We start from the raw sequence: 21,928 nt of genomic DNA, 5'->3' as shown, positions 1-21,928 counted from the left end.
CCGGCCTTCCCTTGCGGAAAGGCCGGTCCCTGCGGGGCGAGTATTTCTTGGAAAGATGAAAGCGCGGCCGCGCCCTTTCAGCCCTCGACTTTGGTGAGGTCGGCCACCTGGCCGCAGACCTGGCGGATCTGGCTGAGGAGGTTGAGGCGGTTGCGGCGCAGCACCTCGTTCTCCGCGTTCACCTGCACCGCTTCAAAGAACGCATCGACCGGCGCGCGCAGAGCGGCCATGCCCCGCATGGCTGCCGCGAAATCTTCGGCCTCGATGGCCGGAGAGATCGCCGCCCCGCCTGCCTCCAGCGCAACGAACAGCGCTTTCTCCGCCGGGTCCTCGGCAAACTTGCGGTCGGCGCCAAAGGAGTATTCCACGCCGTCCTTTTCCTCCGCCTGGCTGAGGATGTTGTTGGCGCGTTTGAAACCCTGCAAGAGGTTTTCGCCATCCTCGGTCTTCAGGAAGTCTTCCAAGGCGCGGGCGCGTTTCACCAGCAGGGTCAGATCGTCGTTGCCGTCCATGGCGATACAAGCGTCGATCACGTCGTGGCGGATGCCCTGGTCGCGCAGGAACACCTTAAGGCGGTCGTGGAAGAAGCCACGCAAATCATTCACGTCAGCAAATGCTTCACCTGACGCACCTTCACGCTTGCCAGTAATCTCAGCGGCTTTGCCGAAGACCATATTGAGAGGCATCCGCACATCATTCTCCAGCACCAGCCGGATCACCCCCAGCGCGGCGCGGCGCAGGGCGTAGGGGTCTTTGGAGCCGGTGGGCTTTTCATCAATCGCCCAGAAGCCGGTCAGCGTGTCCAGCTTGTCGGCCAGCGCCACTGCAACCGAGACCGGCTCCGACGGCACATCGTCGCCCGGCCCGAGCGGCGAGTAATGCTGTTCGCAGGCGTTGGCGACTTCTTGCGGCAGGCCCGCGGCCTCGGCGTAGTAGCGGCCCATCAGGCCCTGCAGTTCCGGGAATTCATAGACCATTTCCGACGACAGGTCGGCCTTCGCCACCCGCGCTGCCTGCTCTGCCAGACCGGCATCGGCGCCGACCACCGGCGCGATCTCCCGCGCCAGCGCGGCGATCCGGTCGATGCGCGCCGCCTGGGTGCCCAGTTTGTTGTGGAAGGTCACGTTGGAGAGGTTCTCCACCCAGACGCCCATGCCCGCTTCGGACTTCGCCGTGCGCAGGTCGTTCTCCCAGAAGAACTTGGCATCCGCCAGACGCGCCGACAGGACCTTCTGGTTGCCCGCCAGGATGGTGGCGCCATTGTCCGCCGTTTCGCGGTTGGCAACGGTGATGAACTTCTCAATCCGGCCGGTCTTGGGGTTCTTCACCGAGAAGAATTTCTGGTGCTCGCGCATGCTGGTCTGCAGCACCTCCGGAGGCAGTTCCAGGAACTCCTCGCCGATCGCACCCATCAGCACCACCGGCCATTCGACCAGACCGGCGACCTCGGCCAGCAGGCCTTTATCCTCGACCACGTCCAGCCCGCTGGCGAAGGCCTGATTGGTCGCCTCCTGCCAGATCGCCTCCGCCCGTTCGCGGGCGTCGAGCACCACGTGCGCGCGCTTCAGCTTGGCCGCGTAGTCGTCAAAGCCGGTAACGGTGATTTTCTCCGGCGCCATGAAGCGGTGACCGCGGGTGGTGTTGCCCGATTTGATGCCGTCGATATCCAGGTCCACCACGGAGGTGCCGTTTTCATCCGACAGGATGCACAGAATCGAATGCAGCGGACGAACCCAGCGCAAGGATCCTGCGCCCCAGCGCATGGATTTGGGCCAGGGGAAGTTGCGGATACAGTCTTCCAGCACTTCGGCAATGATCTCCGCCGCCGGGCGGCCCGGCTTTTCGATCATCGCGAAATAGACCGCGCCCTTGGGGGTTTCACGCTCCTCCAGCTGGTCGCGGGTCAACCCCGCGCCGCGCAGGAAGCCCTCGATGGCCTTCTCCGGCGCGCCCACTTTCGGGCCTTTGCGCTCTTCGCGGATGGTCGGGCTTTGCGCCAGGAGGCCATCCACCGCCAGCGTCAGGCGGCGCGGCGTCGACAGCGCCGCGGCGCCGGCGTAGGTGAGGCCTGCCTCGACCAAACCATCGGTCACGCGCTTCTTCAGGTCCTCCGCCGCACGCGCCTGCATACGGGCCGGGATTTCCTCGGAAAACAGTTCAATCAGCAGATCGGGCATTGGATGTCCTCGGGCGTGGCCGCGCATACGGGCGCAGCAGTATTATTGAATAGGGCGGGCTTGCGGCGACGGCTCATCATTCGCTTCCGCCCACCTCGGGCCGCGGCGGGCATTCCTCGCCGACCACGGTGCCGTCATAGGCTTTCTGGCCGCAGTCGTTCAGCTCATGCCAGACATAGCCGCGGCCCTCCCCGGTGACGGCAACAATGCGGTCGACGCCATAGGAGATGTTCTTGACCGACAGGAACGACTTGGCCGAGCCATCCGCCAGTTTGGCACCGATGGCGGCAGCATCGAAACACTCGAACCAGTCCGGCGCATTGCGCGGCTCGGTCTTGTCCGACAGGGTGAAGACCTGCGCCAGCTCATCCGGCGACACCTTGGTGCTGAAACAGGCCCGGTAGCGGATCGGGGAGCTGCCGGCGTCAATCGCCTCGAAGTCCGAATAGGCAATCGGCTGCCCCTCGCCGCCGTCCAGCGGCACCAGCACAACATCGCGGCCCGGCTGCAGCGCGACCTCATCGTAGAAGCCGTAGACCTGCAGGTAATACATCGCGCCGCCGGCGGCGAGCGCGGAGACGATCAGGATCAGGGCAAGGAATTTCCCCATAACGTTCTGTCCCCTGCTCAGGCCGCGGTCTCTGCCGTGTGGCCGCCAGCCCCGGTCAGCACAAAGGCGTCGGCGCATTGCTTGGCCAGCGCCCGGACCCGGCCGATATAGGCCTGGCGTTCGGTAACGGAAATCACCCCGCGGGCGTCCAGCAGGTTGAAGATATGCGAGGCCTTGATGCACTGGTCATAGGCGGGATGCGCCATGATGATGCGTTTGCCGGTCTTGGGGTCGATATGCTCCTGCGCCAGGATCGCGGCGCATTCGGCCTCGGCCTCCTCGAAATGGCGCAGCAGCACATCGGTGCTGGCCACGTCAAAGTTCCAGCGGGCGTATTCTTCCTCGGTCTGCTTGAACACATCGCCATAGGTCAGCGGGATCATCGCGTCCGGATCGTTGAACGGCATGTCCATCACGTGATCGACGCCCAGCACATACATCGCCAGACGCTCCAGGCCATAGGTCAGCTCGCCGGACACCGGGTGGCAGTCATGGCCGCCGACCTGCTGGAAATAGGTGAATTGGCTGACTTCCATGCCGTCGCACCAGACCTCCCAGCCCAGGCCCCAGGCGCCCAGCGTCGGGCTTTCCCAGTCATCCTCGACAAAGCGGATGTCATGCAGCGCCATGTCAATGCCAATCGCCTCCAGCGAGCCCAGATACAGCTCCTGCAGGTTCGGCGGGCTGGGTTTGATCAGCACCTGGTACTGGTAATAATGCTGCAAGCGGTTCGGGTTCTCGCCATAGCGCCCGTCGGTGGGGCGGCGCGAGGGCTGCACGTAGGCCGCGGCCCAGGCCTTGGACCCCAGCGAGCGCAGCGTGGTCGCCGGGTGGAAGGTGCCGGCGCCGACTTCCATGTCATAGGGCTGCATCACCGCGCAGCCTTTGGCGGCCCAGTAGTTCTGAAGCCTCAGGATAATCTCTTGGAAAGAGCGCGGCGCGCCGTTGGTCTGGGTCATGTCTTATCCCTTTATGGGCGCAGTTGCTGTGAATTCGAGCATTTGCCGCCGCGGGGTCATAATCAAAGGAGACACCCGAAGCTGCCTAAGGATGCGTCCAAAGTTGTCTCTGGGGTCATATGCAAGGCTTTTGGCAGGGTCAACGCCCTGCGGCAGCTTGCCCGGCAGCTGCGGCCCGCTGCACGCAGCGGATCGGCAACAAAAGTGCGGGAATGCGGCAACGGGCCGGGAATTCCCCCTGCGATGAGGAGTTCCCTTTGCTGCTGCAAAATGCTTTACCTCCGCGGCAAAGAATTAAGAGTAATTCCGGGATACGAGGCCCTGACAATGAATAAACTGTTTGCCGCTCTGGCGCTGCCGCTGATCGCGCTGGCCATTGCGTTCGCTGCGCCTGTGTCGGCGCAAAGCAGCCGGGAAGCGGTCTGGATCCAGATTGCCGCCCGCCCCTCCCTGCGCGAAGCCGAAAGCGAGGCCCGCACCTATGCCGCGCGCCTGCCGGATGTGTCGGGCTACGCGCTTGGCGGCGGCTGGTACGGCGTGGTGCTGGGCCCCTATGCCCGCGAGGACGCAGAGCGGGTGCTGCAGGTCTACCGCGCCGAGGGCCAGATTCCGCGCGACAGCTTCATCGCCTTCCGCCGCAATCTGCGCAGCCAGTTCTACCCGGTGGCGGCAGATGCCACCCCGCCGGCGGAGCCAGCCCCGGCCCCTGCCCCGGCAGAGCCTGCGGTGCAGGAGCCTGAACCGCAGCAGCAGACGGCCCCGCAATCGGCCCTGCCCGACGAGACTCCTGCCCAGGCGCGCCGCAGCGAAAGCGCGCTCAGCCGTGAACAGCGGATGGATCTGCAAGTCGCGCTGAAAGCCGCTGGCTTCTACGAGTCCGCTATCGACGGTGCCTTTGGCCGCGGCACCCGCGCCTCGATGAGCGACTGGCAGGCGGCCCGCGGCTTTGAGCCGACCGGGGTGCTGACCACCGCCCAGCGCCAGGTGCTGATGGATGAATACAACGCGCCGCTGATCTCCGCCGGCATGGCACGGGTAGAAGACACCAAGGCCGGCATCGCCGTGCAGTTGCCCGCAGCTGAGGTGAGTTTCGACCGCTATGAATCACCCTTTGCCCATTACACCAGCAAGGGGGATGCGGGCGCCCGGGTGCTGCTGATCAGCCAGCCCGGCGACAAGCGCACCCTGTTCGGCCTCTACGACATCCTGCAGACGCTGGACATCGTGCCGCTCGAGGGTCCGCGCCAGCGCGGCAGCAACAGCTTCACCATCGAAGGCCGCAACGACCGGATCGTCTCCTTCACCCAGGCCAGCTTGGAAAACGGCGAAGTGAAGGGGTTCACCCTGATCTGGCCCGCCGGTGACGAGGACCGCCGCACCCGGGTTCTGGCCGCAATGCAAGCCAGCTTCACCCGCCTCGAAGGTGTGCTCGATCCGGCCGCGGGCGGCGACGCGGTGCAGGACATCGACCTGGTTTCCGGCCTGGAGATCCGCAAGCCGAAGTTGTCGCGCTCGGGCTTCTTTGTGGACGGCAACGGCAGCGTGCTGACCACATCGGACGTGGTGGCGGGCTGCACCCGGATCACCCTGGATCACGGCTATCAGGCCGAGGTCATGGCCAATGACGCGGCCGGCGGCATCGCCATCCTGCGCCCGGCAGAGCCGCTGGCCCCCGCCGCCGTGGCCGAGCTCAGCACCGCCTCCCCGCGCCTTCAATCCGAGATTGCGGTCTCCGGGTTCTCCTACGAGGGCGTGCTGGGCGCGCCGAGCCTCACCTGGGGCAAGATCGCCGATGTCAAAAGCCTCGATGGCAACACCGCTGTGGCGCGGCTCGACCTGACCGCCCAGGCCGGCGATGCCGGCGGCCCGGTGATTGACAGCACCGGCGCGGTGCACGGCATGCTTCTGCCGCGGCAGCCCGATGGCAAGCAGCTGCCCGAGGGCGTGAGCTTTGCGGTCAATGCCGAAGCCCTCCGCAGCGCGCTGAGCGCAGCCGGCGTAACCGCAGCCAGCAAGTCCCCCGCCGCCGGCAGCCTGCCCAGCGCGGCAATCTCCCGGCTCGCCTCCGGCATGACCGTCCTGGTCAGCTGCTGGGAGTAAGCGCCCGGCCCGGATACGGGCACCAAGGGTCAAAAGCATCAGCCGGCGCGCCCACCGCGCCGGCTTTTTTTTGCGGCCGGTGCCGCGCCGGAAAGAGGTCTATCCGCTTGTGGCGCACGGGGCTGCTCCCGCCCGGCGCCGGGCCCTGCCAGGCCCTCAGCCCGTTGGGCATGGCACCGCACCTCCGTGCGGTGCCGCGCCGCGCGCAGGCGCGGCGCCGGGCCCAAGGCCTCCAAGGCGGCATCAGCCCCGCTGAGGACGCCTGCGGGCGCGGGAGCCCCGCCGCTGCGTTTCAAGTACAGCGCCGGGAAGAACAGCAGGGCCGGGAGGTGTATCAGTACGGGTGAATGCGGCCGTCCCAGGTGTGGAAGCAGCCGGTGGTCTCCAGCGACAGCACGTCGAATTCGTTGATCAGCCCGGCAACCGACTCTGACACCGTGATGTCGCCCTCATCGCCGCCCATGTCGGTGCGCACCCAGCCCGGGTGGTATATGCCGACGGCAATCCCTTCGGCCTTCAGATCGGCGGCCAGGTTGCGGCCAAGGTTCAGCGCCGCCGCCTTCGACGCACGGTAGGCATAGCTGCCGCCCGGCGCCCGTGACTGGCTGGCCATTTGCGATGACAGGATGGCGATCTTCGGCTCCTGCGCCAGCCGCAGGTTGGGCATCATCGCCTGCACCGTCAGGAACACGCCCGTCACATTGGCCGCCAGCGTCTTGGCCCAGACTTCGGCCGAGTAATCCGCCAGCCCCATCGCCTTGTCGATATAAACCCCGGCATTGCAGACCAGCAGGTCCACCGGCCGGTTCCGGATCTGGGCGGCAAAACGCGCCTGCTGGCCGGGGTCGGAGACATCCAGCTTCACCCCCGAGGAGTGATCCCGCGAGGTGCCGGTCACATCGTGGCCTGCCTCCCGCAGCTGCTTCACCAGCTCCTTGCCGATGCCGCGGCTGGTTCCCGTCACGACTGCATGCATACTGCCCTGCCTCTCAATTCGCTTTGCGCCCGGGACGGAACGGCAGCGGCAGCACCGGCACACCTTCCTCGATCAGCTCCCGCGCGTCTTCAAGTTTGGCCTCGCCATGAATGGCCCGCTCCGGCGCCTCGCCCAGATGCATCGCCCGCGCCTCCCGCACAAAGCGGTCGCCCACATAATCGGAGTTCTCTTCCACCTTCCGGCGCAGCTCGGCAATGGCCTTCTCCACCTCGCCTGACGGACGGCTCAGCAGGCCCGGCCCGGCCTGCGCCGCCGCAGGTGCCGGCAGCGAAACGGAAGGTGCAGCGGCAGCGGGCGCGGCGGCCTGCGGTTCGGGCTCGCCAACAGCGGACACTGCCTTGCGCCCCGGGCGCACCCGCGGGGCCATGATCGCCTTTTTCACCCCGGTGCCGCCGCAAACCGCACAGGACACCATGCCGGCCGCCGCCAGCTTGTCAAACGCCGCCGCAGACTGGAACCAGCTGTCAAAGCTGTGGCCCTCTGCGCATTTGAGGCTGTATTGAATCATGTTTTCCCTCATAGCAGGAAGAGGCGATTAAATCTCCCTTTCCGGCAAGTGCAAGTGCTCTATGCGCTCAATCCGCCGCACCGGGGCGCTGCAGCCGCTGCCGCAGCCGCGCCGCAAGTTCCTCCTGCGGCGTTCCAGCCTCCACCGCCAGCCGCCGCAGGCCGAAATGCACATGCGCCATCTCCCGGTAATAGCCGGAGAAGACATAGTTCACCGCGGCCCCCGCAACCGCGCCGGCAAGCGGCACCGCCTGTGCCGCCAGCTTCTGCCCCAGCACCGCCCCCAGCTTGGGCGCCACCTGCGCAATCAGCTTATGCACCCCGCCGGGCAGCCCCAGCCGCAGCGAGACGAAGCCCAGATCGGCCCCGTCATCGCTGGCCAGCGGGCCCGCCGCGGCAAACACCTGGATGCAATCGAAGGTGACGCTCTCGGCTTCCGGGTCAAAGCCTTCGGCCGCTGCGGCGCTTTGAATGGTGCGCAGCAAAAAGGCGGTGGTGGCAGGCAGCTCGACCAGCGCCCCCGGCAGTCCCGCCGCGCCGCCCGCCGCGCCCATGGCGGCGCTGACAACCCGGTCGACGCCGGGCTTCTGGTCCGGCACCAGGCGGCGCGACGTGGTCGCGCCTTTCATGGCCAGCCGCAGCGCGGTTTCCGTGGCGCCGGTCAGCCCGGCGCGCACCGGCGCCGGCAAGCGTTCCAGCAGGCTCTCGCCGCTGCCGCCCAGCCGGGTCATCAGCTCCACGCCGAACCCGCCTGCCGCGTGATAGCGATTGGCCAGCGCGTCCAGCTCCGCCTCGACCTCTTGCGGGGTCAGCTCCCGCGCGTTGCTCAGAATGTCTGCCACATCCGTCTCCTGTACCTGCATAACAGATCGGCGGAAGCGGCGGCGATTTCAACCCTGCCAGCGGGTCACCTGGCCGCGGAGTCCGTCCCAGGCGCCATCCTGCAGGGCAAGCCCCAGAACCCGGTCCGGGTTGGTGGGCGGCGGCATCTCAACCCCCTCCAGCCGGGTGAAGCCAAAGCGCCGGTAATAGGGCGCATCGCCCACCAGCATCACCCGCGCCCAGCCGCTCTCCTGCGCCTTGGCCAGGCTGTCGCGAATCAGCGACCCGCCCAGCCCCTCGCCCTGCCGCGTCGGATGCACCGCCACCGGCCCCAGCAAGAGCGCCGGCGCGTCCCCGATCAGCACCGGCCAGAACCGGATCGCCGCAGCCAGGATACCGTCGCTGTCGCGCGCCACCTGACTGAGGCCCGCCACCGGCGGCACCCCTTCGCGCAGCCGGTACGAGGACAGCGCCTCGCGGCCCGGCGCAAAGCACAGGTCGTAAAGCGCCTCGACCTCCCACCGGTCGTCCGCCCGTTCCGCTTGCAATTCGATCACGCTGCCCTGCCTCCGCCAATATCTCCTGCAGGCTGGCATTTGGCCTAACACGGGCGTAAGGCTTGGGCAAACACCTAAGCCACAGAACAGGAAGCCAGAATGTTCTACCGCCCCGAGGACGGCCACGGCCTGCCCCACAACCCGTTCAACGCCATTGTCACGCCCCGCCCCATCGGCTGGATCTCTTCCCGTTCCGCCGACGGGGTGAACAATCTGGCGCCCTACTCCTTCTTCAACGCGGTCGCCTATACGCCGCCGCAGGTGATGTTTGCCTCCACCAGCGCCAAGCCCGACCAGGACGGCACCAAGGACAGCGTCGCCAACATCGAGGCCACCGGCGTCTTTTGCGTCAACGTGGTGTCCTATGCGCTGCGCGATGCGATGAACGCCAGCTCCGGCGCGCTGCCCAAGGACGTGGACGAGTTCGCCCATGCCGGCCTGACCGCCGTGGAGTGCGAAACCATCGCCTGCGCCCGTGTCGCCGAAGCCCCCGCGGCGCTGGAATGCCGGCTGACCCGAATCGTGACCCTCCCGGGCGAGGCCAACAAGGTCGTGTTCGGCGAGGTGACCGGCGTCCACATGCGCGACGAGTGCCTGAAGGACGGCGCCTTTGATGTCACCACCTTCCAGCCGCTCGCCCGCCTCGGCTACCGCGACTATTCGGTGGTGCGCGACCTGTTCCCGCTCACCCGCCCCGATGATTGAGACCCGCGATGCCGCTGCCTGACCCCCGCAAACGCAACCCCATCATCCTGCCGGATGGCACGCCGCACGCAGGCACCGTGATGCTGAGCCAGGTTCTGGACCACCCGAACATCCAGGCTGGCGATTACAGCTATGCCTCCGACTTCGACCCGCCGGACAACTGGGCGCAGCACTTGGCCCCCTACCTGTTTCCCGGCGCCCGCGAGCGGCTGGTGATCGGCCGCTTCTGCCAGATCGCCCACGGCGCGCGCTTCATCACCGCCTCGGCCAACCACGCGCAGGAAGGCCTCAGCTGCTACCCGTTCCCGGTGTTCGACCCTAGCCAGATGGCCGGCTTCCAGCCCGACACCCGCGACACGGTGGCGGGCAACGATGTCTGGATCGGCTACGGCGCCCTGATCCTGCCCGGCGCCCGCATCGGCGACGGTGCCATCATCGGCGCAGGCGCGGTGGTGCGCGGCACGGTGCCGCCCTACGCCATCGTCACCGGCAACCCCGGCACCGTGCAGGGCTACCGCTTCTCCAAGCCGCAGATCGCCCGGCTGCTGGCACTTAAATGGTGGGACTGGCCCGCGGACCTCATTACCCGTGCCGAACCAGCGCTTTTGTCTGGCGACCTCGACATGCTGGAGAGCATCGCGCCTGACTGAGCGTTTGCTGATATGGTGAGCCGGAAGCCACCTTCGAAATTAAAAAAGCCCGCAGTTCATTCGAACCGCGGGCTCTTTTGTCAAACCGTCAGCGATTAGTGGCCGCCCAGGATTCCGGTCCTGACCGAGTAGTCCACCGCCAGCTCATAGTCCGGGTCGTCGTCGCTATCGACCATCAGGTGGCCCGCCTTGGTCAGCAGCTGGTGGCAGTCGCGGCTCAGGTGGCGCAGCACCAGTTTCTTGCCCTCGGCTTCATACTTTCCAGCCAGCGCCTCGATTGCCTGCAGCGCCGACTGGTCCACCACCCGGCTGCGCGCGAAGTCCACGATCACATGGTCCGGATCGCCCGCCACATCAAACAGCTCGATGAACCCGTCGGTGGAGCCAAAGAACAGCGGCCCTTCGATCTCATAAACCTTGGCGCCTTTGTCGGATGCCGACTCGCGGGTATAGGCGTGGATGCGGCGCGCGTTGTTCCAGGCATAGGCCAGCGCCGAGACGATGACGCCCACCACAACCGCAATCGCGAGGTCAGTCATCACCGTCACCACGGTCACCAGCACGATCACGAAGGCATCCATCAGCGGCACCTTGGTCATGATCTTGAGGCTGTTCCAGGCAAAAGTGCCGATCACCACCATGAACATCACGCCCACAAGCGCGGCCAGCGGGATCTGCTCGATCAGCGGCGAGGCCGCCACGATGAACAGCAAGAGGAACAGCGCCGCGGCAATGCCCGCAATCCGCGTCCGCCCGCCCGATTTCACGTTGATCATCGACTGGCCGATCATCGCGCAACCGCCCATGCCGCCGAAAAAGCCGGTCACCACGTTGGAGGCGCCCTGCGCAATGCACTCCTGGCTGGCACCGCCGCGCTTGCCGGTGATCTCGCCCACCAGGTTCAGCGTCAGCAGGCTCTCGATCAGGCCGATCGCCGCCAGGATCACCGCATAGGGCAGGATGATCCACAGGGTTTCCAGCGTGAAGGGCGCCAGCGCGGTGCCATAAAGCCCCTCACCGGTGCCAAACGGGTTATGGAACGCCGGGAAGCCGCCCTCGATCGAGGCCATGTCGCCGACCCGCGGCACATCCAGACCCAGCGCAATCACCAGCACCGCGACGATGCCGATGCCCGCCAGCGGCGCCGGGATGATGCTGGTGATCTTGGGCGTCCCCCAGATGATCACCATGGTCAGCGCCACCAGCCCCAGCATCATGTAAAGCGAGGCACCGCTCAGCCACTCCGCGCCATCACTGCCCGGCACCTTGAACTGGGTGAGCTGCGCCAGGAAGATCACGATGGCGAGGCCGTTCACAAAGCCCAGCATCACCGGATGCGGCACCAGGCGGATAAACTTGCCCCAATGCATGACGCCCGCAAAGATCTGCAGGATCCCCATCAGCACCACTGTGGCAAACAGGTATTCCACCCCGTGCTGTGCCACCAGCGCCACCATCACCACCGCCAGCGCGCCGGTCGCGCCGGAAATCATCCCGGGCCGGCCGCCGAACACCGCGGTGATCAGCCCCACCATGAAGGCCGCGTACAGCCCGACCAGCGGATGCACCCCCGCAACAAAGGCGAATGCCACCGCCTCCGGCACCAGCGCCAGCGCCACGGTGAGACCGGACAGCAATTCAGTGCGCACGCGGGCCACGGTAAAGCCCTCGTCCTGCATGATGGAAAGGTTCGGAGGGGATATCTGCTTGGCCAGCAAAGCCATGGCTGCGCGTCTCATTGGGTGTACCTGTGCTCGGGAGGAGGAGTGTTCGCTGCCCGCCCCTAGCGGAAATACGCCAATGGGGCAAGGGCGCGGGGCCAGGCGGCCATCCATCGCGCGAACGTGAATTGCACCAGCCGCCCGCCATACACAGGTACAGCCGCAGTAAGCTCCCAGGGGAAAAGATGATGCGGATCCTGCTTGCCTGCCTTGCCCTCGCCGCCGCCCCTGCCCTTGCACAGGACCGGGCCGGAAATGACACCGCCAGCGACTGGCGGGTCAAGCATTATGAAAACTTTAGCATTTGGACCTCCGCCTGCGACGAGCGCGAGGAGGCCAAAGCCCTGGTGCAGCGCTGCTACATCCGCTGGGTGGATGTGTTCTCGCCGCGCCCCAGATTTGCGGGCCAGTTCCTTTTCCTCACCCCAGATGCGGAGGGCTGGAAGGTCAGCTTCGGCATTGAACCCGGAACTCTGTTCAGCCCCGGAGGCTTCCGCATCGAACGGCAGGGAGAGGTCGCATGGCGCAGCCTGCATCCCGGCTGCCTCACCGGTCTCAGCTGCAGCTTTACCGGCGCCGGCGCGGACAAGCTGATTGCGCAGATGCGTGAGGGCGGCGCCTTCCGCTTCACTTTCCGCGACCGGCACGGGCAGGCGCAGGATCTCACTTGGCCGCTGGAAGGGTTTGATGCGGCCTTTGCCGATTTCCAGGCCGCCGCCAAAACCCGGAGCCTTGTGAAATAGCCTGCGTGGAACGTCAGCAATCCCACTCTGCAAGGCTCAACCCGCCCCCCCCCGGCACTCAGGAGCCTCTTGCGGAATGCCCGGCTGGCCGGCTTCATCTTTCCTCAAATACTCTCGCCGAAGGCGAAACGTCATGGGAGCTCTGCCCGTCCGGTCCTGAAGCTTTGCCCTTGAAAGCCGCCAAGGCGGGCCTCACCCCGCCGCAGACTCCCGCCGTCTGCGGCACCCGCCCGGTGCACGGGGGGTGCACAGGGGGTGCACGCATGCCACTCCCTCATTTCGCACCTTGGGCTTGCCAAACCCCGGCCCGCTTGCGCATATCCCTTCAACAGCATCAGGAGGGCAGCACGTGACCGCATCAGAACCCCGCGAAACCATGATCGCCGTGATCGGCGGTTCGGGCATCTACGAAATCGACGGGCTCGAAAACGCCGAGTGGGTTTCGGTGGAAACCCCTTGGGGCGCCCCGTCCGATCACATTTTCACCGGCTCCCTGGGCGGCGTGAAGATGGCCTTCCTGCCCCGCCACGGCCGCGGCCATGTGCACTCCCCGACCGAAGTCCCCTACCGCGCCAATATCGACGCGCTGAAGCGGCTGGGCGTCACCGATGTGTTCTCCGTCTCCGCCTGCGGATCGTTCCGCGAGGAGATGGCGCCGGGAGATTTTGTCATTGTGGATCAGTTCATTGACCGGACCTTCGCGCGCGAGAAAAGCTTCTTCGGCACCGGCTGCGTCGCCCATGTGAGCGTCGCGCACCCGACCTGCGCGCGGCTCTCGGACGCGGCGGAGGCTGCGGGCCGGGACGCGGGCATCAAGGTCCACCGCGGCGGCACGTATCTCTGCATGGAGGGGCCGCAGTTTTCGTCCATGGCGGAAAGCAAGATGTACCGCGAGCACTGGGGCTGCGACGTGATCGGCATGACCAACATGCCCGAGGCCAAGCTCGCCCGCGAGGCCGAGCTGTGCTACGCCTCGATCGCCATGGTCACCGATTACGACAGCTGGCACCCGGAGCACGGCGCGGTGGAAATCACTGAAATCATTGCGACTTTACAGGGCAATTCGGCCAACGCCCGCGAGCTGGTGCGCCGTCTGCCCGACCTGCTGGGACAACAGCGCGCGGACTGCCCGCACGGCTGCGACAAGGCCCTGGAATACGCCATCATGACCGCGCCGGAGCGGCGGGATCCAGCGCTGCTGGCCAAGCTCGACGCGGTCGCCGGCCGGGTGCTGGGCTGATCCCCGGCAGCAACAGTTTTCAGGTTTCGGGGCGGGCCAGAGGGTGCCGCCCCTTTTCTTTGCCCAACAGGGTGCCTTTATCGGTCAACAGGATTTACCTCAGGATTTCAGGACTTTTTCATGCGCCTTCACGGATTGGACATCGCCCGTTTCCTCGCCTTCTGCGGCATGGTGCTGGTCAACTTCCGGATCGCAGCGCAAGTAAGCCCGGGGACAGATGCCATCTCGCTGTTCACCAACGCCCTGGAAGGCCGCGCCGCGGCGCTATTTGTCATCCTTGCCGGCGTTGGCTTGTCTGCCGGCAAGCCGGACCGGGCAACCCTGCTGCGCCGCGCGCTGTTCCTGTTCCTGATCGGTCTCTTGAACCTGACCATCTTCGAAGCCGACATCCTGCATTTCTACGCGCTCTACTTCCTGGTGGCGCTGCCGTTCCTGACGGCCTCCGGCCGGGTGCTGCTGCTGGCTGCCGCGGGCACGGTGCTGATCGGCCTGATCAGCCTGCTGGCACTGGACTACGAGGCGCATTGGAACTGGGCGACGCTGGCTTACGCGGACTTCTGGACGCTGGAAGGCTTCCTGCGCCATTCGTTCTTCAATGGCTGGCACCCCGTGTTTCCCTGGGCGGCCTTCCTGTTTCTGGGCATGTGGATCGGCCGCCTGAACCTGGCCAGCCGTACCGTGCAGGCGCGCCTGGTGCTATGGGGCGCAGCTGCCGCAGCGCTGGCGGCCTTGCCCGGGCTATTGGTACAGAACCCGGAACTGGCAGAGCTTTCGGGCACCAGCGCCATCCCCCCCGGGCCTTTCTACATCCTCGCAGCCTCTGGCAGCGCGATGGCAGTGATTGGACTGACGCTGGCCATCACCCCGGCTCTGGACAAGGCGGGCATTGCCGAATGGCTGGCCGCCCCGGGCCGGCAGGCCCTGAGCCTCTATGCGGCGCATATCCTGCTTGGCATGGGTACCCTGGAGGCCATGGGGCAGCTTGATGGCTCGCTGTCTGCCGAGCAAATCTTCGGCTACTCTCTGGGCTTCTGTGCCCTGTCCATGGTGGCGGCCTGGATCTGGAGCCTCTTTGCCAAACGCGGGCCGCTGGAGGCCTTGCTGCGCTGGAGCACCAGCTTTCCCAGGTGAAGCCCGCCAGCGGACCAGCCGCGGCGCAGAAGGAATAGTCCGCACGCCGCCAACGCTTGCCGCGTTACGTCAGAATCCTTTGGATAAAGCGGCGGATTTCGCGGGCCGCCGTCGTGTCCAGATCCCTGCACAGCCCGGCAAGGGCGCCCCGGTTCTCCTTGCCCAAGCGCAGGATCAGCTGGCTGGCCTTCTTGCCCAGCGCCGCCGCGACTGGCGACGTGCGCATCTGGCCCGGCTTCCATAAAGCCTCTACCGCAGCGGCCTGTCGCGGCGGGATACCCGGCACGGCAAGTGACGTCACCGGCACGGCTGCCGGTTCCCCCTTGCATGACAGCGCGGCTTCGGCCAAACCCCCTGTGCCCGGCGGCAGTGCCGGGCCGCCGGAACCGATGCGCCAAGGGGAGCCAAGCCGATGCCCAAGAAGACCGCTGTTAAGGATTACATCCGCACCATCGTCGACTTCCCGCACGAAGGGATCATGTTCCGCGATGTGACCACCCTGTTTGCCGATCCGCGCGGCTTCCGCATGGCGATCGACCAGATGCTGCATCCCTACGCGGGCGAGCAGATCGACAAGGTTGTGGGGCTTGAGGCGCGCGGCTTCATCCTGGGCGGCGCGATCGCGCATCAGCTGAGCGTCGGATTCGTGCCGATCCGCAAGAAGGGCAAGCTGCCCGGCACCACCATCAGCCAGGAGTACAAGCTGGAATACGGCGAGGCGATTGTCGAAATCCACGATGATGCGATTAAACCGGGCGAGAAGATCCTGGTGGTGGATGACCTGCTGGCAACCGGCGGCACCGCGGGGGCGGGCATCAAGCTGATCGAGCGGCTGGGCGGCGAGATCGTGTCCTGCTCCTTCATCGTGGATCTGCCAGAACTGGGCGGCCGCAAGCTGTTGGAGAGCATGGGCATGGATGTGCATGTGCTCTGCGAATTCGAAGGGCTCTGACGCCCGGCCTGCAGCACCTTCCCGCGATTGAGGCGCAGGCAGCGCGGCGCTCCCGCCCGCCATGCGCCATTTTCTGCGAAAACGGCTTTGCCGGTTGGGCATGGCCTTTCAGGTGCCCCGCAAGGGCACCTGAAAGGCACGCCGCGCGGATGCGCGGCGCCGGGCCCAAAGCCGCCAGGCGGTCCGGCGCAGCCGGGCAGCCGCGGGTGCGGGAGCCCTTCCTTTTTCAGAGAAATCAGACTGCCCTCAGCACCGCGCCCGGGTTCATGATCCCGTTCGGGTCCAGCGCCTGCTTGATCGCGCGCATGGCCGCCAGTTTGACCGGGTCGCCGTACCGCTCCAGATCACTGGTCTTCATCCGTCCGACGCCATGCTCCGCGCTGAAGGAGCCGCCGAAGGTGTGGACCAGGTCATGCACGGCCTCCTTCACGGCACCCCGCAGGTGGTCAAAGTCCTCCCGCCCGCGGCCTTTGGGCGGGAAGACGTTGTAGTGCAGGTTGCCGTCCCCCAGATGGCCGAAGCAGTTGATCCGGAACGCGCCCAGTCTCTCCACCACCTCATGGCCGCGTTTGATGAACGCCGGGATCTCTGAGATCGGGACCGAGATGTCATGGCTTGAAATCGCGCCGATCGCCTTGTTCGCCACCGGGATATGCTCGCGCAGCGACCACAGCGCCTGCCGCTGCGCCTCAGATTGGGCAATGACGCCATCCTGCGCGAGCCCGGCCTGCTCGGCCGCCTCGAACAGCTCCGCCAGGGCGGTTTCAGGATCCAGCCCGCGCGGCAGGCCAACGTCGATCAGCGCCGACCACTCCGGCGCCGGGGCGAACGGCTGGCGCACTTGCGGCTGGGTCTCGGCCAGGAACTCCAGCCCCTGCCGGTGGATCAGCTCAAAGGCGCTGACGGCCTCTCCGGCCTGATCCCGGGCCAGCGCCAGCAGCGCGATGGCCGCTTCCGGGTCCTTCACTGTGAACAGGGCCGTGCCCTGCCCCGCCGGGATGGGCGACAGTTTCAGGGCCGCAGCGGTGATCACCCCCAGAGTGCCCTCGGCGCCGATCAGCAGGTTCTTCAGGTCATAGCCGGTGTTGTCTTTTCGAAGGCGCGACAGCCCGTGCCAGACCTCTCCGGATGGCAGCACCGCTTCCAGCCCCAGGCACAAGTCGCGGGCGTTGCCATAGCGCAGCACGTTCACCCCGCCAGCATTGGTCGCGAGGTTGCCGCCGATCCGGGCCGAGCCTTCCGCCGCCAGCGACAGGGGAAACAGCCGGTCTGCCGCCTGCGCAGCGTCTTGCACATCCGCCAGAATGGCACCAGCCTCGGCGATAATCACGTTTTCCCGCGGGTGAACCGCGCGGATCGCCGTCATCCGCTCCAGTGACAGCAGAAGCGGTGCCGGGCCGTCCGGCATCACCTGGCCGCCGACCAGACCGGTGCCGCCGCCGTAGGGCACGACCGGCACCCGTGCGGCATTGGCCTCGCGCACCAGGGTTGCGGCCTGTTCCACGGTGTGCGGCAGCGCCAGCACGCCCGCCTGCCCGCGATAGCGCCCGCGCGGCTCCTCCAGGTGGCGCGGCTCAGGCTGGCGCAGCACGCCTTCGGGCAGCAGGGCAGAGAGGCGGGCGGCAAAGGCGGGATCGGCGGGGTTCAGGCTCATGCCTTATCCATGCCGCAAGGCCCGGCGGCTGGCAAGCAGGCTCACTCCTCTTCCAGCAGGTGCTTCGGCCGCAGCACATGGATCGTCGGGCGGCTGGGCAGGCTGCGCAGCGAAACGCTGAGTGTGCTGCTGCCGTCAGCGACCACATCGAACTCCGGGCCGATCCGGGCCAGGAAGCGGTCCAGGGAGTAGTCGCTGAACCAGTGCATCGGGATGATGACAGAGGACCGCAGCCGCCCCAGCACCTCCAGCATCTGATCGAGCGGCAGAGTGATGCCGCCGTCCACCGCTGCCATCACCACGTCCAGCCGCCCCAGCGCCGCGTATTGTTCCGGCGTCGGCACATGGTGCAGGTGGCCCAGGTGGCCGATGCAGAGACCCGCAGCCTCGAACACGAAAATCGAATTGCCCCGCTGCTCCACCCCGCCGAACATATTGCGGATATCGGTGGAGACATTGCGGATCAGCATCTCCCCAAGGTCGAGGTGATGGTCGATGCCCGCCCCGAAAGGGCCCCATCCTTCCAGCACATGCGGGATCGCCGGATCGGGGTGGGCCGTCCAATGGGTTTCATGGGCGTGGTTCATGGTCACGACATCGGGGATCAAGGGCGCGGCGCCGGTGAAGCCGGTGAAATCGGTGACCACATTCAGCCCGCCTTCGGTGCGCAGCAGAAAGGAGGCATGGGCGATATAGCGGATCAGCACGCTGTCCTTGGCCACCGGGTCCTGCCAGCTGGCCTTGTGCAGGTAATCCAGGCCGGGCGTGCCTTGTGCCAGCGCGATGCAATGGCTCGCCCGCCGCTCCTGTGCGGGGAGGGCACTGGCACAAAGGATCAGCCAAATGAAACAGCAAAGCGCGCGCATGGGGCAGGTTCTAGGGCGCAAACCACCGCTGTCAGCCCCGGGCGCGAAAGAATCTGCTGGGGCGCTCCCGCCCGCTCCGGCAGAATTGAAAAATTCCGCCTAGCGGTTGGGCCGGGCGCCGGGCCTGCGGCCCGGCGCGGACCCGGCAGACCGCCGCCGTCTCTCCCGGCCACTAGGCCGGAAGGCGCCGCGCCGCAGGTGCGGCGCCATGCCCAACGGTCGCGGTGCATGCCCTATGCACCGGCGGCGGGCGGGAGACTTTGCCTTTTGCGGGGCCGGAGCGCCTAGGCCTGGCCAGTCAGGGTCTTGCCGCGCCGATCGTGGCGCAGGGCGGCGTAGAGCACATGGGTGCGCCAGCGGCCGTTGATCTGCAGATAGGACTGGGCAACGCCTTCATACTTGAAGCCGGATTTTTCCAGCAGCCCGCGGGAGGCCTGGTTTTCCGGCAGGCAGGCGGCCTCGATCCGGCTGAGGTCCAGCTTGGTGAACGCATGATGCACCACCGCGCCGATCGCCTCGCGCATGAAACCTTTGCGGGCAAAGGGCTGGCCGGTCCAATAGCCCAGCGTGCCGGCCTGGGCGGGGCCGCGGCGGATGTTGTCGAGCGTGATCGCCCCGACCAGAACCTGGTCCGACCGGCGGATCAGGAACAGCGGCAAGGCTGAGCCCGAGGCGACCGAGCGGCGCGCCCAGTAGACCCGGTTGGTAAAGCTCTTGCGGCTGAGATGATCCGCCGCCCAGCTGGGCTCCCACGGTGTCAGATAGGGCTGGCTTTGCAGCCTCAACGCCGCCCAGCCGTGAAAATCCGCATGCACCGGCGGCCTGAGGGTCAGGCGCTCGGTTTCAATGCGGACCTTGCGGCGGCTGAGCAGCATCAGGCAGCGCGCCTCTCCTGCAGCCTCTCAAGCGCCGGGGCGTCCGCCACCGGGCCATAAAGCGCCAGCGCCGCCGGGGCGGTCACCGCCATGGTCTTTGCCAGTTCCCGCACGTCCCTGGTGGTCACCGCGTTGATGCGTTCCACCGTACGCTCCAGCGACGGCACCTTGCCCCAGATCTGCACCAGCCGCGCCAGCCGCTCCGCCCGGTTCGAGGGGCTTTCCAGCCCCATCAGCATCCCCGCCTTCATCTGGGCGCGGGCGCGTTCCACCTCGGCCTCGCTCATATCGTCCGCGGCGCGCTTCATCTCGTCGATTGTGATGCCCGCCAGTTCCGCCAGCTGCTCGCCGGAGGTGCCTGCGTAGACGGTCATCGAGCCGGTATCGGCATAAGACCCCGCCTGCGAGAAAATGGTGTAGCAGAGGCCGCGCTTTTCACGCACCTCCTGGAACAGCCGCGAGGACATGCCGCCGCCCAGGGCGCTGGCATAGATCTGCGCGGTGTACATCGACTGATCGCGGTAGCCCGGCCCCTCAAAGGCCAGCGCAAAATGCGCCTGCTCCAGGTCCTTGACCTGCCGCGCCTCGCCGCCGGTGAAGGTGGCGCCTTCGGCGGTGAAGTCCGGCTTGGCCTCCATATGGCCGAACAGCTGCTCCGCCAGTTTGACCAGCGCGTCATGGTCCACACCGCCGGCGGCTGCCAGGATCATCTGGCCGGGGCCGTAATGTTCGGCGACAAAGCCCTGCAGATCCTCGCGGGAGAAGCTGCGCACGCGTTCTGCGGGGCCCAAGATGGTCCGGCCCAGCGGCTGGCCGCGGTAGCTTTCTTCCTGCAGCCAGTCAAAGATCACATCGTCCGGCGTGTCCAGCGACTGGCCGATCTCCTGCAGGATCACCCCGCGCTCGACCTCAATCTCGCGCTGGTCGAACACCGGATTGAGCAGGATGTCCCCGATCACATCCACTGCCAGCGGCACGTCATCCTTCAGCACACGGGCATAATACGCCGTCACCTCGCGCGAGGTGTAGGCGTTGATATAGCCGCCAACATCCTCGATCTCCTCGGCGATCTGCAGGGCCGAGCGCCTTTTGGTGCCCTTGAAGGCCATGTGCTCCAGGAAATGGGCGATGCCGTTCTGTTCAAGCCGCTCGTGGCGGCCTCCGGCAGTGACCCAGATCCCGACCGCCGCGGATTCCAGACCCGGCATATGCTCGGAGACGATGCGGAACCCGTTGGCGAGTGTGTGCTGCTGAACTGTCAATTCGCGATGTTCTTTCTGATATGATCCTCAAGGGCAGCCAGATCGTTGGCAATCCGGGTCACCCGCTCCGGCCTGTCATACAGGTCTGCCATGCGCGGGGGAAGAGGCGGATGAATGCCGCTGGCCTCTTCCACAGCCGCCGGGAATTTCGCCGGATGCGCAGTGGCCAGGGTGATCATCGGCACATCCGCCTTGCGGTGCTCATTGGCGACTTTCACCGCAACCGCGCCATGCGGGCACAGCAACTCGCCGGAGGAGGCCAGTTCCGATTTGATGGTCGCCAGCGTCTCCTCCTCCGAGGTGCGGCCGGAGGTGTAGTTTTCGGCCAGCGCCTGCATCGCGCCTTGCGAGACATCAAAGCCGCCGTTCTTCAGCTCATCCATCAAAAGGGCTACGGCTTTGCTGTCCTGGCCGTAGGCGTAGAACAGGGCGCGCTCAAAGTTCGACGACACCTGAATATCCATCGAAGGGCTGATCGAGGGCTGGGTGTCCCCCTTGTAATACCCCTGCCCCGACAGGCAGCGGTGCAGGATGTCGTTCTGATTGGTGGCAACGACCAGCTGGTCGATCGGCAGGCCCATCTGCTTGGCGATGAAGCCCGCGAAGATATCGCCGAAATTGCCGGTCGGCACGGTAAAGCTCACCTTGCGCTGCGGCGCGCCGAGGCTCACGGCCGAGGAGAAATAATAGACCACCTGCGCCAGCACCCGGGCGATGTTGATCGAGTTCACGCCGGCCAGTTTTACCCCGTCGCGGAAATCGAAATCGTTGAACATGTCCTTGACGCGGGCCTGGCAGTCGTCGAAGTCGCCATCGATGGCCAGCGCGTGCACGTTCTTGTCCTGCGGCGTGGTCATCTGGCGGCGCTGCACCTCAGAGACGCGGCCATGCGGGTAGAGGATGAACACATCCACGTTGCTGAGGCCGCGGAACGCTTCCATCGCTGCTGAGCCGGTGTCGCCGGAGGTGGCACCGGCTATGGTCACCCGGTCGCCGCGGCGCTCCAGGGCAGTCTGGAACAGCTGGCCGATCAGCTGCATGGCGAAATCCTTGAACGCCAGCGTGGGACCGTGGAATAGTTCCAGCAGGAAATGGTTCGGGGCCAGCTGCTTCAGCGGCGCGCGGGCGGCGTGGCCGAAGCCCTCGTAGGCGCGGGCAATGATGGCGCGGAATTCCTCATCCGTGAAGCAGTCGCCGAGGAAAGGACGCATGACGCGGAAAGCGGTTTCCTCGTAAGACAGGCCCGCCAGCGCCGCGATGTCGTGATGGGACATCTGCGGGATGTCCGCGGGCACATAGAGGCCGCCGTCGCGGGCCAAGCCGGTCAGCATCGCGTCTTCAAAGGTCAGCTCGGGCGCTTGGCCCCGGGTCGAGATATATTTCATCGCCTTCAGCTCTTC

At 66.3% G+C, this 21,928-nt stretch carries 21 protein-coding genes; 7 read left to right on the top strand and 14 right to left on the bottom strand.

Features of this window, described 5'->3' with window-relative positions:
• Positions 1-77: 77 nt before the first annotated feature.
• The 3 genes from glyS to B2P87_RS16190 form a co-directional block, all read right to left on the bottom strand.
• Complete coding sequence (gene glyS / locus B2P87_RS16200; RefSeq protein WP_141889753.1) at positions 78-2,177, bottom strand: glycine--tRNA ligase subunit beta; 2,100 nt, start codon at positions 2,175-2,177, stop codon at positions 78-80.
• A gap of 76 nt (positions 2,178-2,253) precedes the next feature.
• Positions 2,254-2,787 (bottom strand): DUF6446 family protein, encoded by a 534-nt coding sequence (locus B2P87_RS16195; protein WP_141889752.1) that lies wholly within the window; start codon positions 2,785-2,787, stop codon positions 2,254-2,256.
• A 17-nt stretch (positions 2,788-2,804) separates the two neighbouring features.
• Positions 2,805-3,746 carry a glycine--tRNA ligase subunit alpha gene (locus tag B2P87_RS16190; RefSeq protein WP_141889751.1) on the bottom strand — a complete coding sequence of 314 codons (942 nt, stop codon included), beginning with the start codon at positions 3,744-3,746 and terminating at the stop codon, positions 2,805-2,807.
• Between the two features lie 327 nt (positions 3,747-4,073).
• Between B2P87_RS16190 and B2P87_RS16185 the strand changes: the two genes are divergently transcribed.
• Entirely contained in the window at positions 4,074-5,846 is a 1,773-nt protein-coding gene (locus tag B2P87_RS16185) for a trypsin-like peptidase domain-containing protein (protein WP_141889750.1), read from the top strand.
• Positions 5,847-6,180: 334 nt separating this feature from the next.
• Here the strand turns inward: B2P87_RS16185 and B2P87_RS16180 are convergent, their stop codons facing one another.
• The 4 genes from B2P87_RS16180 to B2P87_RS16165 form a co-directional block, all read right to left on the bottom strand.
• The gene (locus B2P87_RS16180; protein ID WP_141889749.1) at positions 6,181-6,822 is read right to left on the bottom strand and encodes an SDR family oxidoreductase; all 642 of its coding nucleotides are present in this window, start codon (positions 6,820-6,822) and stop codon (positions 6,181-6,183) included.
• A 13-nt stretch (positions 6,823-6,835) separates the two neighbouring features.
• A complete protein-coding gene (locus tag B2P87_RS16175) occupies positions 6,836-7,351 on the bottom strand; it encodes a DUF1178 family protein (protein WP_141889748.1) in 516 nt (171 codons plus the stop codon).
• Positions 7,352-7,418: 67 nt separating this feature from the next.
• Entirely contained in the window at positions 7,419-8,192 is a 774-nt protein-coding gene (locus tag B2P87_RS16170) for an EcsC family protein (RefSeq protein WP_082649417.1), read from the bottom strand.
• 48 nt (positions 8,193-8,240) lie between these two features.
• Positions 8,241-8,729, bottom strand: coding sequence for a GNAT family N-acetyltransferase (locus B2P87_RS16165; protein ID WP_141889747.1), 489 nt, complete (start codon positions 8,727-8,729; stop codon positions 8,241-8,243).
• A gap of 99 nt (positions 8,730-8,828) precedes the next feature.
• Here B2P87_RS16165 and B2P87_RS16160 point away from each other — a divergent pair, with 99 nt between their 5' ends.
• Entirely contained in the window at positions 8,829-9,434 is a 606-nt protein-coding gene (locus tag B2P87_RS16160; protein WP_058284226.1) for a flavin reductase family protein, read from the top strand.
• An 8-nt stretch (positions 9,435-9,442) separates the two neighbouring features.
• Positions 9,443-10,084, top strand: a complete 642-nt coding sequence (locus B2P87_RS16155) for a CatB-related O-acetyltransferase (protein WP_141889746.1) — start codon at positions 9,443-9,445, stop codon at positions 10,082-10,084.
• Positions 10,085-10,179: 95 nt separating this feature from the next.
• On the opposite strand, the gene B2P87_RS16150 is transcribed toward B2P87_RS16155, so the two are convergent.
• Positions 10,180-11,823, bottom strand: a complete 1,644-nt coding sequence (locus tag B2P87_RS16150; protein ID WP_141889745.1) for a SulP family inorganic anion transporter — start codon at positions 11,821-11,823, stop codon at positions 10,180-10,182.
• Between the two features lie 170 nt (positions 11,824-11,993).
• Between B2P87_RS16150 and B2P87_RS16145 the strand changes: the two genes are divergently transcribed.
• From B2P87_RS16145 to B2P87_RS16135, 3 genes are all read left to right on the top strand, one after another.
• Positions 11,994-12,548: an invasion associated locus B family protein gene (locus tag B2P87_RS16145; protein WP_141889744.1), complete on the top strand. Its 555-nt coding sequence runs from the start codon at positions 11,994-11,996 to the stop codon at positions 12,546-12,548.
• 376 nt (positions 12,549-12,924) lie between these two features.
• A complete protein-coding gene (locus tag B2P87_RS16140; RefSeq protein WP_141892037.1) occupies positions 12,925-13,788 on the top strand; it encodes an S-methyl-5'-thioadenosine phosphorylase in 864 nt (287 codons plus the stop codon).
• 120 nt (positions 13,789-13,908) lie between these two features.
• Positions 13,909-14,919, top strand: coding sequence for a DUF418 domain-containing protein (locus B2P87_RS16135; RefSeq protein ID WP_141889743.1), 1,011 nt, complete (start codon positions 13,909-13,911; stop codon positions 14,917-14,919).
• A gap of 64 nt (positions 14,920-14,983) precedes the next feature.
• On the opposite strand, the gene B2P87_RS16130 is transcribed toward B2P87_RS16135, so the two are convergent.
• On the bottom strand, positions 14,984-15,145 hold the full coding sequence (locus B2P87_RS16130; RefSeq protein ID WP_167510238.1) for a hypothetical protein: 162 nt from the start codon (positions 15,143-15,145) through the stop codon (positions 14,984-14,986).
• A gap of 186 nt (positions 15,146-15,331) precedes the next feature.
• Between B2P87_RS16130 and B2P87_RS16125 the strand changes: the two genes are divergently transcribed.
• Positions 15,332-15,871: an adenine phosphoribosyltransferase gene (locus tag B2P87_RS16125; RefSeq protein ID WP_008556837.1), complete on the top strand. Its 540-nt coding sequence runs from the start codon at positions 15,332-15,334 to the stop codon at positions 15,869-15,871.
• 235 nt (positions 15,872-16,106) lie between these two features.
• Here the strand turns inward: B2P87_RS16125 and B2P87_RS16120 are convergent, their stop codons facing one another.
• The 5 genes from B2P87_RS16120 to thrC all read right to left on the bottom strand — a co-directional run bounded on the left by B2P87_RS16120 (position 16,107) and on the right by thrC (position 21,913).
• Positions 16,107-17,525 carry an FAD-binding oxidoreductase gene (locus B2P87_RS16120; protein WP_141889742.1) on the bottom strand — a complete coding sequence of 473 codons (1,419 nt, stop codon included), beginning with the start codon at positions 17,523-17,525 and terminating at the stop codon, positions 16,107-16,109.
• Positions 17,526-17,566: 41 nt separating this feature from the next.
• Positions 17,567-18,391, bottom strand: coding sequence for an MBL fold metallo-hydrolase (locus B2P87_RS16115; protein ID WP_141889741.1), 825 nt, complete (start codon positions 18,389-18,391; stop codon positions 17,567-17,569).
• 284 nt (positions 18,392-18,675) lie between these two features.
• Positions 18,676-19,266, bottom strand: coding sequence for a GNAT family N-acetyltransferase (locus tag B2P87_RS16110; RefSeq protein WP_058284218.1), 591 nt, complete (start codon positions 19,264-19,266; stop codon positions 18,676-18,678).
• Entirely contained in the window at positions 19,266-20,528 is a 1,263-nt protein-coding gene (locus B2P87_RS16105; RefSeq protein WP_141889740.1) for a M16 family metallopeptidase, read from the bottom strand. The genes B2P87_RS16110 and B2P87_RS16105 overlap by 1 nt, the downstream gene beginning before the upstream one ends.
• Positions 20,525-21,913 (bottom strand): threonine synthase, encoded by a 1,389-nt coding sequence (gene thrC, locus B2P87_RS16100; RefSeq protein WP_141889739.1) that lies wholly within the window; start codon positions 21,911-21,913, stop codon positions 20,525-20,527. The genes B2P87_RS16105 and thrC overlap by 4 nt, the downstream gene beginning before the upstream one ends.
• Positions 21,914-21,928 lie beyond the last annotated feature (15 nt).

This window comes from Leisingera sp. UBA4491, from assembly GCF_002388965.1.
GTDB lineage: Bacteria > Pseudomonadota > Alphaproteobacteria > Rhodobacterales > Rhodobacteraceae > Leisingera > Leisingera aquaemixtae.
This window is presented reverse-complemented; position numbering and strand designations above follow the sequence as displayed.